This window comes from Streptomyces sp. NPDC042364 (genome assembly GCF_056437585.1).
In genome coordinates this window covers 618,578-634,288 of sequence record NZ_JBWKAJ010000002.1, presented here as the reverse complement: position 1 = coordinate 634,288, position 15,711 = coordinate 618,578, and the positions used below count along the sequence as shown (strand labels likewise).

The 15,711-nt window shown below is 72.3% G+C and carries 15 protein-coding genes; 5 read left to right on the top strand and 10 right to left on the bottom strand.

All coding sequences use genetic code 11. From position 1 onward, the window contains the following. Nucleotides 1-172: 172 nt before the first annotated feature. Nucleotides 173-1,693, top strand: a complete 1,521-nt coding sequence (locus AC067N_RS06055) for a M1 family metallopeptidase (protein WP_478677663.1) — start codon at nt 173-175, stop codon at nt 1,691-1,693. Nucleotides 1,694-1,791: 98 nt separating this feature from the next. Here the strand turns inward: AC067N_RS06055 and AC067N_RS06050 are convergent, their stop codons facing one another. Together AC067N_RS06050 and AC067N_RS06045 are read right to left on the bottom strand one after the other, a co-directional pair. After that, nucleotides 1,792-2,268 (bottom strand): F0F1 ATP synthase subunit B family protein, encoded by a 477-nt coding sequence (locus tag AC067N_RS06050; protein ID WP_478677662.1) that lies wholly within the window; start codon nt 2,266-2,268, stop codon nt 1,792-1,794. A gap of 117 nt (nt 2,269-2,385) precedes the next feature. After that, nucleotides 2,386-2,865, bottom strand: a complete 480-nt coding sequence (locus tag AC067N_RS06045) for a macro domain-containing protein (RefSeq protein WP_478677661.1) — start codon at nt 2,863-2,865, stop codon at nt 2,386-2,388. Between the two features lie 88 nt (nt 2,866-2,953). Between AC067N_RS06045 and AC067N_RS06040 the strand changes: the two genes are divergently transcribed. After that, nucleotides 2,954-3,679 (top strand): MerR family transcriptional regulator, encoded by a 726-nt coding sequence (locus AC067N_RS06040; protein WP_478677660.1) that lies wholly within the window; start codon nt 2,954-2,956, stop codon nt 3,677-3,679. 119 nt (nt 3,680-3,798) lie between these two features. Here AC067N_RS06040 and AC067N_RS06035 read toward each other — a convergent pair whose 3' ends face one another. From AC067N_RS06035 to AC067N_RS06020, 4 genes are all read right to left on the bottom strand, one after another. After that, nucleotides 3,799-5,973, bottom strand: coding sequence for a 3-hydroxyacyl-CoA dehydrogenase NAD-binding domain-containing protein (locus AC067N_RS06035; RefSeq protein ID WP_478677659.1), 2,175 nt, complete (start codon nt 5,971-5,973; stop codon nt 3,799-3,801). A 40-nt stretch (nt 5,974-6,013) separates the two neighbouring features. Next, nucleotides 6,014-7,228: an acetyl-CoA C-acetyltransferase gene (locus AC067N_RS06030; RefSeq protein ID WP_478677658.1), complete on the bottom strand. Its 1,215-nt coding sequence runs from the start codon at nt 7,226-7,228 to the stop codon at nt 6,014-6,016. A 59-nt stretch (nt 7,229-7,287) separates the two neighbouring features. Then, nucleotides 7,288-8,484 (bottom strand): CaiB/BaiF CoA transferase family protein, encoded by a 1,197-nt coding sequence (locus AC067N_RS06025; protein ID WP_478677657.1) that lies wholly within the window; start codon nt 8,482-8,484, stop codon nt 7,288-7,290. Between the two features lie 139 nt (nt 8,485-8,623). After that, a complete protein-coding gene (locus tag AC067N_RS06020) occupies nt 8,624-9,010 on the bottom strand; it encodes an MmcQ/YjbR family DNA-binding protein (RefSeq protein WP_478677768.1) in 387 nt (128 codons plus the stop codon). Nucleotides 9,011-9,101: 91 nt separating this feature from the next. Here AC067N_RS06020 and AC067N_RS06015 point away from each other — a divergent pair, with 91 nt between their 5' ends. Then, nucleotides 9,102-10,280, top strand: a complete 1,179-nt coding sequence (locus AC067N_RS06015) for a saccharopine dehydrogenase family protein (RefSeq protein ID WP_478677656.1) — start codon at nt 9,102-9,104, stop codon at nt 10,278-10,280. Nucleotides 10,281-10,338: 58 nt separating this feature from the next. On the opposite strand, the gene mmpA is transcribed toward AC067N_RS06015, so the two are convergent. From mmpA to AC067N_RS05995, 4 genes are all read right to left on the bottom strand, one after another. Continuing rightward, nucleotides 10,339-10,482 carry a morphogenic membrane protein MmpA gene (gene mmpA / locus AC067N_RS06010; RefSeq protein ID WP_478677655.1) on the bottom strand — a complete coding sequence of 48 codons (144 nt, stop codon included), beginning with the start codon at nt 10,480-10,482 and terminating at the stop codon, nt 10,339-10,341. A gap of 68 nt (nt 10,483-10,550) precedes the next feature. Beyond that, nucleotides 10,551-11,276: an endonuclease V gene (locus AC067N_RS06005; protein WP_478677654.1), complete on the bottom strand. Its 726-nt coding sequence runs from the start codon at nt 11,274-11,276 to the stop codon at nt 10,551-10,553. 54 nt (nt 11,277-11,330) lie between these two features. Continuing rightward, nucleotides 11,331-11,654 (bottom strand): plasmid stabilization protein, encoded by a 324-nt coding sequence (locus AC067N_RS06000; RefSeq protein WP_478677653.1) that lies wholly within the window; start codon nt 11,652-11,654, stop codon nt 11,331-11,333. Nucleotides 11,655-11,745: 91 nt separating this feature from the next. Next, nucleotides 11,746-12,792 (bottom strand): WD40/YVTN/BNR-like repeat-containing protein, encoded by a 1,047-nt coding sequence (locus tag AC067N_RS05995; RefSeq protein ID WP_478677652.1) that lies wholly within the window; start codon nt 12,790-12,792, stop codon nt 11,746-11,748. A gap of 295 nt (nt 12,793-13,087) precedes the next feature. Here AC067N_RS05995 and ssgD point away from each other — a divergent pair, with 295 nt between their 5' ends. Together ssgD and AC067N_RS05985 are read left to right on the top strand one after the other, a co-directional pair. Further along, nucleotides 13,088-13,504, top strand: a complete 417-nt coding sequence (ssgD, locus tag AC067N_RS05990) for a spore wall synthesis regulator SsgD (protein ID WP_478677651.1) — start codon at nt 13,088-13,090, stop codon at nt 13,502-13,504. 344 nt (nt 13,505-13,848) lie between these two features. Further along, nucleotides 13,849-15,480: an ABC-F family ATP-binding cassette domain-containing protein gene (locus AC067N_RS05985; RefSeq protein ID WP_478677650.1), complete on the top strand. Its 1,632-nt coding sequence runs from the start codon at nt 13,849-13,851 to the stop codon at nt 15,478-15,480. Nucleotides 15,481-15,711: the final 231 nt, after the last annotated feature.

Genomic DNA, 15,711 nt, shown 5'->3' with positions numbered 1-15,711 from the left:
CGTGGGAGATCGGCCACGGTGTTGGCCGGAAAGGAGCGTCAAGTGGGGTGACTCATGTCGACCGAATGGCGATCGTGTGACGGCGGGGGTCATGGACACCGCTGGGCGCACAGGGACTCAATAGTCTCCGCACGGACAAGCGGAACCGCTCACCGACCACTTGGAGTGATTCGTGCACCGCAGACTCATCGCCCCGGGCGCGTTCGTGGCCTCCCTCCTGCTGGCGATCCCGGCATCGGCGGCCTCGTACGAGCCCGGTGCGCCGGGGATCGGCGACCCCTACTACCCGGCCTACGGCAACGGCGGATACGACGTCTCCCACTACGACCTCCGGCTCAAGTACCAGCCGGAGACGGACCGGCTGGAGGGCACCGCGACCCTGCTGGCCCGGACCACCGAGAACCTGTCCCGCTTCAACCTGGACTTCCTCCTGGACGTGAGCGAGGTACGGGTCAACGGTGCGAAGGCGGCCTTCACCACCTCCGGCGAGCACGAACTGGAGATCACTCCGGGGGACCCGCTGCCCAAGGGGACGGAGGTCAGCGTCGTGGTGCGCTACGCCGGGGTTCCGTCGTCCGAGAAGGCGTACGGCTTCACGAGCTGGCTCCGCACCCCGGACGGCGGTGTCGCGGCGGGCGAGCCCGAGGCGTCCTGGTGGTGGTTCCCGAGCAACGACCACCCGCTCGACAAGGCCACGTACGACGTGTCGGTGCTGGTCCCGAACGGCACCCAGGCCCTCTCCAACGGCACGCTCCAGTCGACCTCGTCCCGAGCGGGCTGGACCCGCTACAACTGGCGCTCCGACAGACCCCAGGCCACGTATCTCGCCACGCTCGCCGTAGGGAGGTTCGACATCACGACCGGGCGGACCGGGAACGGCATCCCGATCGTCAACGCCTACAGCAAGGACCTCGGCGACGACTACGGCGCGGCCCGCGCGAGCGTCGAGCGGACCGGTGAGGTCGCCGCCTGGCTGACCGAGTACTTCGGGCCGTATCCGTACAGCGGCCTCGGCGGGTATGTGCCCAACACCCCCCAGGTGGGATACGCCCTGGAGACACAGACCCGGCCCTTCTACAGCCCCCGGCAGTTCGCGAACGGGTCGAACGTGTCGGTGGTCGTGCACGAGCTGGCCCACCAGTGGTACGGCGACCTCGTCTCCGTCACCGGGTGGAAGGACATCTGGATCAACGAGGGCTTCGCCCGGTACGCGCAGTGGCTGTGGTCCGAGCACGAGAACGAGGGTACGGCGCAGGAGATCGCCGACCATGTGTACGCCTCCCGCGCGGCCGACGATCCCTTCTGGACGGTCAGGCCGGGTGACCCCGGGCCGGAGAACCAGTTCCACATCGCCGTGTACGACCGGGGGGCCCTGGCGTTGCAGGCGCTGCGCAACGAGATCGGTGACACGGCGTTCTTCGGGATCCTGAAGGGGTGGCCGACGAGGCACGCGTACGGCAACGCGACGGTGGGCGACTTCGTCGCGTACGCGGAGGAGGTCTCGGGGCGGCGGCTGGACCAACTGTTCGACACGTGGCTGTACCAGCCGGTGAAGCCGGGGGCCGCGGCGGCCGAGCGGGCGGGGGTCGCCTCAGGTGGGGGCGGGGTGGCGAAGGCACCCAAGTCGTGGAGGAAGATCGCGGCGACGAACTCCGTGCACGAGCACGACAGCCGGCACGGGCACGGTCGGTAGGACGCGGGGGTTGCCGCCGAGCGGCGGCTGCGGGCCCGTCGCGGCCGGTCGCGCGGTTCCCCGCGCCGATGGAGGAGGCGGGGGCTGCGCCCCCGCTCCTACAGGCGCGGTTCGGCCTTGGCCTCGATCCGTTCGCCGAGGATCTTGCTCGCCAGGTTCGAGGCCAGTTCGGAGACGTAGACGCGGAGTTCGGCCTCGGCCGCGGCGCGGTCGGAGGCGATACGGGCCTGGCCCTGGGTGAGGATCGTCGCGTACTCGCGCTGTGCCTCCGCGCGGGCCTCGGCGACCAGGGTCGTGCCCTCCTCGAACGCCTGCTGGCGGATGCGGGCGGCCTGGTGCCGGGCCTCCGCCAGGGTCGCGGCCACCTCCGCCCGCTTGTTCTCCGCCTCCCGCCGTACGGCCTCGGCCTGTGCCTCGAGCCCGTCGGTGGCCGCTTCCCGCTCCGCCAGCACATGCCGCACCCGGGGCGCCAGCCGGAGGAAGAAGACGAACACCAGCGCGAACAGCACCGCCGCGACGACGAGTTCCGCGACCGGGGGGTTCAACGGGCCGATGTCCACCGGGAGAAGGTCCATACCGATGGCTTACCCGTTCACACGCACGACGCATCGCACGTCTGCGCCAGAGTTGACCGATAATCGACGGCCGTTCACCCCAACAGCCGCCCTTCGGTCCCGGTGGACGGCGGGCCGTCAGTCCCCGTGGTCGTACACCGTCACCGCTATGCCCCGCCGGACGAGCCGCTCGGTGATCAGGGGCTCGATCCGGGACCAGGTGCCGCCGGCGAGACCGCAGCCGATGCGGGGCATGTGGACGGAGGCTTCGAGCTCCAGGGCCTTGTCGGCCAGCAGGGCGAGGGCCGAGTCGATGGCCTCGTACCGGACGGGGGCGCCCTTGCCGCCCGAACGGATGCCCCGCTGGCCGATCAGGTTGGCGACCCAGGTGTACGGGCCGACCTGGACGAACCGGGCGGCGCCGAGACCGAAGTCGTTGTGCGCGCGGTCGCGGTGCCAGGCGCGGTAGGCCGCCTCCGGTTCCGGCCAGCGCCGGGACACGGCGAGGACGAAGCCCTTGCCCCAGCCGCCGAGGTCGTTGCAGACATGGGCGATGACCTTGACGCCCTTGCCCAGCGGCACCGTGGCGTCTCCCCTGACGTATGTGATCCCCGGCATGGACCACACCGTACGGGCCGCCACCGACAATCGCCCTGAGCAGCCGTTGAAGGTTTCACAGCACTGGTGGGACAGCGATACTGCTGTCATGACGACCGGGACCGGAGAAGGAGCGGACACGGCTGAGAGCGGCCAGGAGGACGTCCTCACCGTCGACGAACTGGCCGCGCGGGCCGGGGTCACGGTGCGCACGGTCCGCTTCTACGGCACCAAGGGTCTGCTGCCACCGCCGGTGATCGGTCCACGCCGGGTCGGTCGTTACGGGCGGGGTCATCTGGCCCGGCTCGCACTGATCGAGGAGCTCCAGCGGCAGGGCATGACCCTGGCAGCCATCGAGCGGTATCTGCGGCAGCTGCCGCCGGATCTGTCCCCCCGTGATCTCGCCCTGCAGCGGGCCGTGGTGGCCTCCTGGGCGCCGGACGCGGTGGAGACGGTGACACGGCAGGAGCTGGACGTGCGGGCCGGGCGGTCCCTGGACGAGGGCGACGTGGGACGGCTCATGGCGATGGGCCTGGTCGAGCGGGAGGGCGACGGGTTCCTGGTGGACCCCGGTCTGCTGCGGCTGGGGGCGGAACTCCTTGACGTACCGCTGTCCCAGGAGTCGATCCTGGCCGCGCGGAACGTCCTGATCGAGCACGCCCGGGCGGCGGCCCACGAGCTGTCCGGCCTCTTCCGCGACGCGGTCGCCGAGCGCGACCCCCGGGCGGTGAAGTCCCTGTCGGCCCATATGCAGCCCCTGGTCGTCCAGGCCCTGCTGACGACCTTTCAACGCTCCCTGCGCGAGGAGCTGCGGGAGTGGATGAAGGAGGGGTGAGGGGAGAGAAGGGCGGGCGGGCCGCGGGCCCGACCCTTCAGGGGCGCGGGGAACTGCGCGACAGGCCACCACGAACCCGCGGCCGCCAGCGCACCCCGCACCCCGCACCCCCAGGACGGTCACGCGTCGGCGAACGCCTCCCCCCGCTCCGCCTTCTCCACCAGCAGCGCCGGCGGCGTGAAGCGGGCGCCGTAGCGGTCGGCCAGTTCCCTCGCCCGGGCCACGAAGCCCGGCAGGCCGCCCTCGTAGCCGTTGATGTACTGGAGGACGCCGCCCGTCCAGCCGGGGAAGCCGATGCCGAAGATCGAGCCGATGTTGGCGTCGGCGACCGAGGTGAGGACGCCCTCCTCCAGCAGGCGGACGGTGTCGAGGGCCTCGGAGAACAGCATGCGCTCCTGCATGTCCTCGAAGGGGATCCGGTGGCCGGGCCGGGTGAAGTGCTCCCGGAGGCCGGGCCAGAGCCTGGTGCGGCGGCCGTCGGGGCCGTAGTCGTAGAAGCCGGCGCCGCCGCTGCGGCCGGTGCGGCCGAACTCGTCGACCATGCGGTCGATGACGGCCTCGGCGGGGTGCTCCTCCCAGGTGCCGCCCGCCTCCTCGACGGCCCGCCGCGTCTCCGTGCGGATCTTGCGCGGCAGGGTCAGGGTCAGCTCGTCCATCAGGGAGAGGACCTTCGCGGGGTAGCCCGCCTGGGCCGCCGCCTGCTCGACCGACGCGGGCTCGATGCCCTCGCCGACCATCGCGACGCCCTCGTTGATGAAGTGGCCGATGACCCGGGAGGTGAAGAAGCCACGCGAGTCGTTGACGACGATCGGGGTCTTCTTGATCTGCCGGACCAGGTCGAAGGCGCGGGCGAGGGCCTCGTCACCGGTCCGCTCGCCCTTGATGATCTCGACGAGCGGCATCTTGTCGACGGGCGAGAAGAAGTGCAGGCCGATGAAGTCGGACTGGCGCTCCACGCCTTCGGCGAGGGTGGTGATGGGAAGGGTGGAGGTGTTGGAGCACAGCAGCGCGTCCGGGGCCACCACGCTCTCGATCTCCTGGAACACCTTGTGCTTGAGGGCGGTGTCCTCGAAGACGGCCTCGATGACCGCGTCGCAGCCGGCCAGGTCGGCGGGGTCGGCGGTGGGCGTGATCAGGCCGAGGAGGGCGTCGGCCTTCTCCTGGGTCGTGCGGCCCTTGGCGACGGCCTTCGCGCAGAGCTTCTCGGAATAGCCCTTGCCCTTCGCCGCCGCTTCCTCGGACACGTCCTTCAGGACGACCTCGATGCCGGCGCGGGCGCAGGAGTACGCGATGCCGGCGCCCATCATCCCGGCGCCGAGCACGGCCACCTTGCGGACCTGGCGGGGTTCGACGCCCTTGGGGCGGTTGGCGCCGGAGTTGACGGCCTGGAGGTCGAAGAAGAAGGCCTGGATCATGTTCTTCGAGGTCTGGCCGGCCGCCAGCTCCACGAAGTACCGGGCCTCGATGACCTGGGCGGTCTCGAAGTCGACCTGGGCGCCCTCGACCGCGGCGGCGAGGATGTTCCGCGGGGCGGGGTAGGGGGCGCCGCCCGTCTGCTTGCGCAGGGTCGCGGGGAAGGCGGGCAGGTTCGCCGCGAACCTGGGGTTGGCGGGCGTGCCGCCGGGGATGCGGTAGCCCGGCTCGTCCCAGGGCTGCCGGCACTCGGGGTTGGCGTCGATGAAGGCGCGCGCCTTGGCCATCAGCTCGTCGTGCGTGGCGGCCACGTCGTGGACGAGGCCGTTGTCCAGGGCACGCCGGGGGCTGTACTGGGTGCCCTGGAGCAGGACCTTCAGGAGCGCGTCGGCGATGCCGAGGAGCCGTACGGTGCGGACGACGCCGCCGCCCCCGGGGAGCAGGCCGAGGGTGACCTCGGGGCAGCCGATCTTGGAGCCGGGGGCGTCGAGGGCGACGCGGTGGTGGCAGGCGAGGGCGAGTTCGTAGCCGCCGCCGAGGGCGGCGCCGTTGATCGCGGCGACGACGGGTTTGCCCAGGGTCTCGATGCGGCGCAGATGCCGCTTGATCTCCAGGCCGCCGTCGAACAGCTGCTGCGCGGTGTCGGGGGTGACCCGGATGAGGTCGCGCAGATCGCCGCCGGCGAAGAAGGTCTTCTTGGCGGAGGTGATGATCACGCCGCGGATGGAGTCCTTCTCGGCCTCCAGCCGGTCGGTGGTCACGGCGAGGGAGTCGCGGAACGCCTGGTTCATGGTGTTCGCGGACTGGTGGGGGTCGTCGAGGACGAGGGTGACGAGGCCCGAGCGGTCCTGTTCCCAGCGGATGGTGGTGCTCTCGGTCATGAGGGGGCTCTCCGTAGAAGTCTTGTGGTTCCGCCGGGTGTCAGACGCGTTCGACGATCGTCGCGATGCCCATGCCGCCGCCCACGCACAGCGTGGCCAGCCCGTACCGCTTGTCCTGTCGCTCCAGCTCGTCGACGAGCGTGCCGAGGATCATCGCGCCGGTGGCGCCCAGCGGGTGGCCGAGGGCGATGGCCCCGCCGTTGACGTTGACCTTGTCCAGGGAGATCCCCATGTCCTTCACGAAGCGCAGGACGACGGCGGCGAACGCCTCGTTGATCTCGACGAGGTCGATGTCGTCGATGGTCAGCCCGGCCCTGGCGAGGGCCTTGCGGGTGGCGGGCGCGGGGCCGGTGAGCATGATGGTGGGCTCGGAGCCGGAGACGGCTGCGGAGACGATCCGGGCGCGCGGGCGCAGGCCGTAGCGGTCGCCGGTCTCGCGGGAGCCGATGGCGACGAGCGCCGCGCCGTCGACGATGCCGGAGGAGTTGCCCGCGTGGTGGACGTGGTCGATCTCCTCGACCCAGTGGTACTTCTGCAGGGCCACCGCGTCGAACCCGCCCAGCTCGCCGATGTCGGCGAACGACGGCTTCAGCTTGGCGAGCGAGTCGGCGGTGGTGCCGGGCCGGAGGTGCTCGTCGTGGTCGAGGACGACGAGGCCCGCGCGGTCCCTGACGGGGACGACGGAGCCGTCGAACCGGCCGTCCTTCCAGGCCGCCGCGGCCCGCTCCTGGGAGAGGGCCGCGTACTCGTCGACGTCCCGGCGGGAGAAGCCCTCGATGGTGGCGATGAGGTCGGCGCCGATGCCCTGCGGCACGAAGTTGACGGCGAGGTTGGTCATCGGGTCGTTGAACCAGGCGCCGCCGTCCGAGGCCATGGGCACCCGTGACATCGACTCGACGCCGCCGGCGAGCACCAGGTCCTCCCAACCGGAACGGACCTTGGCGGCGGCCATGTTGACGGCCTCCAGGCCCGATGCACAGAAGCGGTTCTCCTGTACGCCGGCCACGGTGTCCGGCAGTCCGGCGGCGATGGCGGCGATCCGGGCGATGTCGGAGCCCTGGTCGCCCACGGGGCCCACGACGCCGAGGACGATGTCGTCGACGGCGGCCGGGTCGAGGCCGGGGTGCCGCCGCCGGATCTCGTGGATCAGCCCGACGACGAGGTCGATGGGCTTGGTGCCGTGCAGGGCGCCGTTCGCCTTGCCGCGTCCGCGCGGGGTGCGGATCGCCTCGTACACGTACGCTTCGGTGCTCACGGGTCTGGCCTTTCGGGTGGCGGTGGAGAGCCGGGTGGTCGGGGCGCGAGGGCCGGGCGTCAGGCGCCGATCTCGCCGTCGGGTATGCCGTCCGTCGGGGCGGCCTCCGGGCCGGGGGACGGGGGACGGCCGGCCAGGAGGCCGGGTATGCCCCAGTCGAGGGCCACGTCCGTGGTGTCGGCGCCCGGCTGGGCGGGGCCGCCGCGGACCGATGTGTGGGTGGCGGAGAAACGGGGTGCGGGGGCGGGCTGCGTGATGCCGCCGAAGTCGGTGAAGGTCCCGCGGGCCGCGAGATGCGGGTGGTCCGGGGCCTCGCGCAGGGACAGGACGGGCGCCACACAGGCGTCGGAGCCCTCGAAGACGGCCGTCCACTCGTCGCGCGTACGCGTCCTGAAACGGGCCGCGACCGTCTCGCGCAGTCGGCCCCAGGCGGCGACGTCCTTGCGGGCCGGGGCCCGGTCCCTGATGCCGAGGAGGTCGACGAACTCCTCGTAGAACTGCTGCTCCAGGGCGCCCACGGCCATGTACCGGCCGTCGGCTGTCTCGTAGGTGCCGTAGAAGGGGCAGCCCCCGTCGAGGAGGTTGGCGGCGCGGCGGTCCTGCCAGCCGCCGGCGGCGAGCATGCCGTGGATCATCGCGGAGAGGTGCGCGGTGCCGTCGACGATGGCCGCGTCCACGACCTGCCCGGCGCCGGTCGCGCGGGCGTGGTGCAGGGCGGCGAGGACGCCGACGACGAGGTAGAGCGAGCCGCCCGCGTAGTCGCCGAGGAGGTTGGCGGGGGCGACGGGCGGGGTGTCCGGGGTGCCGATCATGCCGAGGGTGCCGGTCAGGGCGATGTAGGCGATGTCGTGGCCGGCGCGCTGGGCGAGGGGGCCCTGCTGGCCCCAGCCGGTCATCCGGCCGTAGACGAGGGCGGGGTTGCGGGCGTGGCAGGCGTCGGGGCCGACGCCGAGGCGCTCGGCGACTCCGGGGCGGTAGCCCTCGATCAGGATGTCGGCGCGTTCGGCGAGGGCGAGGACGCCGTCCGGGCCGTCGTCGGACTTGAGGTCGACGATCACCGACCGCTTGTTGCGGTTGGTGATGTCGTACAGGGGGTTCACGGCGAGACCGGCGCCGCCCGGCCGGTCGACGCGGACGACGTCGGCGCCGAGGTCGCCGAGGAGCATGGCGGCGAACGGGCCGGGGCCGATGCCCGCGAGTTCGACCACGCGCACACCGGCGAGCGGGCCGTGCCCGGGCGTCTTCGCCACTGCCATCGAGAGCCCCCAGCTCTGTGACACCGATGATGTAACACCAGTGATGTTAGGAACGCGTTCCACCCCGCACAAGGCCCTGGCTGAGCAAACGCTTAGCCATTGTGCCCAAGGTCGTGCCGGATGTCCCGACGTGCGTCGGTCAGGCTCCGCGGGTCTCCAGCTCCGCTATCAGGCGTTTCGGGGCGATCACGCGATAGCTCTCCTCCACCCAGTCGCAGAGCAGCTCCACGCCCGGGGCGCCCGGCTCCTCCAGGGGGACGCGCACCCAGCCGGCCTTGCCGAGGCCGTACCCGGCGGGCTCGGCTCCGGGGCAGGTGAGGGCGTGGGCGTGGGTCTCCTCGTCCCTGAGCTTCACGGTGACGCCCAGCGGATGACTGCCGTCGTCCACACCGAGGAACACGAACACCTTCCTGTTGACCTTGGCGACGCTCTCGCCCCACGGGAACTCCTCGGCCGCGCCGGGCATCCCGAGGGCGAACTCGCGTACCTTCTCCCACTTTTTCAGGGCGTTCCCGGGCACGGGCACGGCCACCTCCGGATCCCGCACGTTCGGCTGCTCGTCCCTCACGCTAGCCTCACCCACCGACAACGGCGCGGGGGCGAGGGCTGAGGGGTTCATGAGCACGCAGAACAGGGCGGACCGGGCGTACGACATCGTGCTCTTCGGGGCGACGGGGTTCGTCGGCGAGCTGACCGCGGAGTATCTCGCCGAGCACGCGCCCGAAGGGCTGCGCTGGGCGCTGGCCGGGCGCAGCGCGGCGAAGCTGGCGGCGCTGCGGGAGCGGCTGCCCGGCGGCGCCGGGATCGGGGTACTCCAGGCGGACGTGTCCGATCCGGCGTCCCTGCGCGAACTCGCGAAGCAGGCGCGCGTGGTGGCCACGACGGTCGGCCCGTACATCACCTACGGCGAGGAGCTGGTGGCCGTCTGCGCCGACGAGGGCACCGACTATCTGGACCTCACCGGCGAGCCGGAGTTCATGGACCTCACCTACGTCCGGCATGACGCACGCGCGCGTGAGACCGGCGCCCGGATCGTGCACGCGGCGGGCTTCGACTCGATCCCGCACGACCTGGGAGCGTACTTCACGGTGCTGCAGCTCCCGGAGGACGTGCCGATCACCGTCGACGGCTTCGTGCGGGCGTCGGGGATGTTCTCGGGCGGCACGTTCACCTCCGCGCTGACGGTCTTCTCGCGACCCCGGCAGATGGCCGCCGCCTCGCGGGACCGCAGGCGGCACGAGCCGCGGACGGTGGGGCGGCGAGCGTACGCGCCGGTGAGCGCGCCCCGGTTCGCCAAGGAGGTCGGCGCGTGGGCGCTGCCGCTGCCGACCATCGATGCGCGGGTGGTGCAGCGTTCGGCGCGCGCCCTGCGGCGCTACGGGCCGGACTTCCGCTACCGCCACTATGCCGCCGTGCGGACCCTGCCGTTCGCGGTGGGCGGGGCCGCGTTGGTGGGTGCGGTGGCCGCCGCCGCCCAAGTGCCGCCCGCCCGGCGCTGGTTGAGCAACCTGCACAGGCCCGGCGAGGGGCCGAGCGCGGAGAAGCGGGCCAGGAGCTGGTTCTCGGTGCGGTTCGTGGGCGAGGGCGGCGGGCGACGGGTCTTCACCGAGGTCTCGGGCGGTGACCCCGGCTACGGCGAGACGGCAAAGATGTTCGCCGAGTCGGCGCTCTGCCTGGCATTCGACGACCTACCCGCCACCGCGGGCCAGGTCACGACGGCGGTGGCGATGGGCGACGCGCTGATCGAACGGCTGCGCGCGGCGGGCATCACGTTCCGGGTCGCCGCCTCCCGGTGACGCGGTGTCCGGCCCCCGGAGGGGGCCGGACACGCACCGCCCGCGCCGCGCTCGGGGCTCAGGCCCATCCCGTCAGCGTGTAGACCATCCCGCCGATCCAGGCGATCCCGGCGATCAGTGCGAGGAGCAGGCCGGCCGTGACGGCACGTTCGACGGGCCGGCCGGGGCCGGCGGCGGGCTTCGGGGCTCGGTGCGTCGTCATGCGGTCCAGCCTGCCGGTCACGGCGACGCGCCGATATCCGTACTCGTACTCAGGTGCGAAGCCCGCACCTACTCACGTGCGTCCCCGGGGGCTCGGCCCGCCGTCTCCCGCAGGACCCGGCGGCAGAGCGTGTCGGCACGCCGGGTGGTCTCCGGGACGCGGTAGGCCGGGGTGAGGGCGAGGGTGTGGGCGCAGGCGTTGTCGAGGGTCATGCGGTGGCCGACCGAGACGAACACCGGTTTGACCCCGGCGCGGGTGCGCAGCGCGCGGCCCACTTCCTCCGGGCCGGAGCCGGTGGCGGCGAGGAGGGGTGAGGCGCTGCCGCGCGGGGTGCCCGGTTCGTCGTACGTGAAGGTGAACGGGTTCTTGGCGACGCCGATCGTGGGGAGCCCGGTGAGGACGCCGAGGTGGCTGGCGAGCCCGAAGCGGCGCGGGTGGGCGAGGCCGTAGCCGTCGCAGACGACGACGCCGGGGTCGCACGGCAGCGCGTCCAGGGCCGCCAGGACGGTCGGGATCTCGCGGAAGGCCAGCAGCCCGGGGACGTAGGGGAAGGACACCCGCCCGATCGCCGTGGCCTCGGCGATGACTCCGAGGGTCGCCGCGTCCAGCACGACGGCCGCCGCCGCGACCACGTCCCGCTCGTCGTCGTACGCGACGTCGACGCCGGTGACGTGTCCGGTGCCGGGCGGCGGCCCGGTCTCGTCGAGGACCACCTTGCCGCGCAACTCGTCCTGCACGGCTCGGGCCTGGTCTTCGGTGGCGGGCCAGCCCGCGGGGATGCGTACGGTCGTCATGGTCCGAGGAGCGTACGCATCCCCGCGGCGAGCCCGCCGGCCAGGGCCGCCCCTCTACTTGTCGAGGGCGCGCTTCAGCCGGCTCTTGTTCATGTCGGAACGGCCGCGGATGTTGCGCCGCTTGGCCTCCTCGTACAGCTGGTCGTACGTGGGCCCCTCGGACCCGCTGTGGGAGCGCTGCCCGCCGCGTTTGCCCGACGACATGTCCTGGGTGGACGTACGGCTCGCGGTCTTGGACTCACCGGACCGCGCGCGTTCCTTGTTGACCGTGCGGGCGGCGATCTCCTTGGCGCGCGACTCGCTCTCGCCCCGGTCCTCGGCACTCTCCTTGATGTGCTCGTACTGACGTTCCCGCTTGGGGCTCGAACCGCGTGGCATGCCGATCACTCCCTTCCTGACGCGATCACCCCACGGGTATCCCGACGTGCGGGATTCAGTCCCGGCCACCGCCCGTTCACCGGCGCTTCCCTCAGTTCTCCAGCCGGGCGACGCGTCCCTTCTCCCCGGCGGCCCAGCAGCCGCGGTCCGGGGTGCAGTCGATTGTGTCGTACGAGCCCGTGTCGACGGTGCGCCAGGTGCGGCCGCCGTCGGTGGTGAGATCGGTGCCGGTGGGGCCGACGGCGAGGGCCGCCGTACGGCTGTACGGCAGCCAGGTGACACCGGAGCGGTAGGCGGGCGGCGGTTGCGCGGCGGCCCTCCAGCCGCGGCCCGCGTCGTCGGTGGTGGCCGCCGCGCTCGGGGACGGCTGGTCGGCACGGTAGTCGCCGCCGACGGCGATGCCATGGGACCGGTCGCGGAAGGCGAGGCCGAAGACGCCGCGGGCCGGGTCGCCCGCCGGGACGGGAGTGTCGGCGGTCGTCCAGGTCAGACCGCGGTCGGCGGAGTGCAGCACCCGCGCGCGTGCCGCTCCGCCGGTCGCCAGCCACACATCCCGCCGACCCGAGCCGACCAGGCACTGCCCGCTCGCCGCGAAGCCCGCCTCGCCCTCCAGGGCCGGCGGCATGCCGTCGTCCGGCAGGACGTTCCAGGAACGGCCGCCGTCCTTGGTGGACAGGATGCGGAACTTCCCGTCCACCGGGTCGCTCATGGCGAGCCCGTGGCGGGTGTCGAAGAAGGTCAGGCAGTCGTAGAAGGCGCGCGGGTCGGTGTTGCGGAACGACTCGGTCCAGGTGGCGCCGCCGTCGTCCGTGCGGTAGACGCGGGATGCCTCGCCCTCACCGATGGCCAGAACGACCGCCCGGCGTGCGTCGAATGCCTCGATGTCCCGGAACTGCAGATCCTGTGCGCCCGGTGGTGACACATCGCGCCAGTGCGCACCCCCGTCCTTGGTCCGCAGCACGGTCCCCGCGCTGCCGGCCAGCCAGGCGGTGTTCCGGCTGACCGCGGCGAGACCGCGGAAGCGCACGTCGGTGCCGGTTTCCTTCAGTTCCCAGTGGGGTGGCCGGCCGTCGCCGTGTGCCTGCGCGGGGACGGTCATGGCGGCGGCGAGCGCCGTCGCGGCCAGTCCCATCGTCATCGTCCGACTCGTCCGGTTCCTGCTTCTCGACTGCCCCAAGGCCCTCATGGCGGGCGAAGCTAGCCCACCCCCCGTACCCCGTCCAGATGGCCTCGCCCGGGAACCGCGGAGCCGCCTGCGGTGTCCTCTCGGGTATCCCGGGACCCTGGGACGAGAAATGGATCACCTCAGTGATTGGACTCGGTGACAGAGGTCACTCGAAGCCCGTGTGCACGGATCGGCCCGATCCAGCGTCTCCTCACATGCCCGGCCAAGCCATCCGGAGTCCGTCCAGCCGTCACAAGGGAGCAAGGCGTTGTCCACCGTCATCGAGCAGCCCGTAGAGGCCCGTCTCGTCGCCGCCGCGCCGCGGATGCCGAGCATTCCCGCCACGCTCCACTACGACCGGAGCGACCCCTTCGCCGTCCGTATGACGTTCCCCGCCCCGGCGACGCTGGAGGGTGTCGAGGTCTGCTGGACCTTCGCCCGCGAACTCCTGGTGACCGGCATGGACGAGGCCGTCGGCCAGGGGGACGTCCGGGTGCGCCCGTACGGGTACGAGCGGCTGGTCCTGGAGTTCCACGCCCCGGAGGGCACCGCCGTGGTGCACGTCCTCTCCGGCGAGGTGCGCCGCTTCCTGGACCGGACGACCGAGTTGGTGCCCCTCGGCCTCGAACACCACCAGGTGGACCTGGACCACGACCTGGCCGAGCTGATGCGGGACGCCTGCTGACACCCAGCCTTGCGACGCCGCCCCGCTCGGGCCGGGGGCGGCCGGCCCGGGTGCCCTTTTAATCCGTTGACACCCCTGACGGCCCCTCCTACGTTGTACAGCGGTCCTGTTGCCGTCGATTGGAGAAGGACGTTGCTCGTCTGAGGTCCTGAGACACCGCGTCACACATCATCGCCGTATCCCGGCTCCCTGTGTGCGTTGCGTGCGACCTCGGCGTACGAGCCGTCCCCCGGCAGCGGGCCTTCTTCCGGCCCCGCCCAGCGGGTTCGCCCTCGCCTCGATGTGTCGCGCTCGCGGTGTCCGCACGCGTTGCCCCGACCACCGCAAGCAACCGCGAGGCCCTTATGTCTGCTCCCCTTTCCCTCACCTGCACCTCCCTGTCCTTCACCTGGCCCGACGGCACGCCCGTCTTCGAGGACCTCCAGATCGCGTTCGGCCCCGGCCGGACCGGGCTCGTCGGGGTCAACGGGTCCGGCAAGTCGACCCTGTTGAGGCTGATCGCCGGTGAGCTGACGCCGACCGACGGCACCGTCCGGGTGACCGGCCAGATCGGCTACCTGCCGCAGAACGTCACGCTCGACACCGCGCTGCGCGTCGACGAGGCGCTCGGCATCGCCGCGACCCGCGCCGCGCTGCACGCCATCGAGGCGGGCGACGTGGCCGAGGAGCACTTCGCGGCGGTCGGCGACGACTGGGACGTGGAGGAGCGCGCCCTGGCGACCCTCGGTCAACTCGGGCTCGGTCACATCGACCTGGACCGCACGATCGGCGAGATCTCGGGCGGCGAGTCGGTGCTGCTGCGCCTGGCCGCGCTGCTGCTGCGCCGCCCGGACGTCCTGCTCCTCGACGAACCCACCAACAACCTCGACCTGTACGCCCGCCGCCGGCTGTACGACGCCGTCTCGGCCTGGTCCGGGGTCATGATCGTGGTCAGCCACGACCGCGAACTCCTCGACCTGGTCGACCAGATCGCCGATCTGCGCGCCGGCGAGGTCACCTGGTACGGCGGCAACTACTCCGTCTACGAGGAGGCGCTCACCACGGAACAGGAGGCGGCCGAGCGGATGGTGCGGGTCGCCGAGGCCGATCTGAAGAAGCAGAAGCGCGAGCTGGTCGACGCCCACACCAAGCTGGCCAGGCGCACGCGCTACGCCAACAAGATGTACGAGAACAAGCGGGAGCCCCGAGCCGTCATGAAGCTCAGGAAGCGCACCGCTCAGGTGTCCGCGGGCAAGCACCGGATCATGCACGAGGAGAAGCTCGCCGAGGCCAGGGAGCGGCTCGACGAGGCGGTGGAGGCGGTACGGGACGACGACGAGATCCGCGTCGACCTGCCGTACACGGCCGTGCCCCCGGGCCGTACCGTGCTCACCGCCCTGGACCTCCGGCTGCGGTACGGCGCCCGGGTGAACGGCGGTCTAGACCTGCGGGGCCCCGAGCGGATCGCGCTGGTCGGGCGCAACGGGGCGGGCAAGACCACACTGCTGCGCACGATCGCGGGCGAACTGGAGCCGGTGGGCGGCGAGGTGCGGGCGCACGTTCCGCTGCGGTTCCTGCCGCAGCGGCTCGACGTGCTCGACGACGAGCTGACGGTCGCCGAGAACGTGGCCCGGTACGCGCCGGGCGCCACCAACAACCGGGTGCGGGCACGGCTGGCCCGCTTCCTGTTCCGGGGCGCCCGCGCCGACCAGCCGGCGGCGACACTGTCGGGCGGGGAACGCTTCCGGGCCGCCCTCGCCGCGCTGATGCTCGCCGAGCCCGCCCCGCAGCTGCTGCTGCTGGACGAGCCGACGAACAACCTGGACATGGCGAGTGTGCGACAGCTGACGACGGCGCTGGAGTCCTACGAGGGCGCGCTGATCGTGGCCAGCCACGACCTGCCGTTCCTGGAGTCCCTCGGCATCACCCGATGGCTGCTGCTGGAGGAGGGCGGCTTGCGCGACACCACACCGGAGGAACTCGGAACCACCGGCTGACCCCGACGGCCACGGGACGCCCGGTCCGCTGCGGGGTGCCTGGTACCGCTGCCGGGTGCCCGCCGCTGCCGCGTGCCCGGTCCGCTGCGGGGCGCCCGCTGCGGGGCGCCGCACCCCCTGCCTGGCGCCGGGTCCGCCGTTCGGCGGCCGGGCCGGCGAGGGATGCGCGTTGGGCGCGCCGGGTCCCGCCGTACCGCCGGGGGCAGGTGGGCGGTGGCGGGCAGGTGGGGG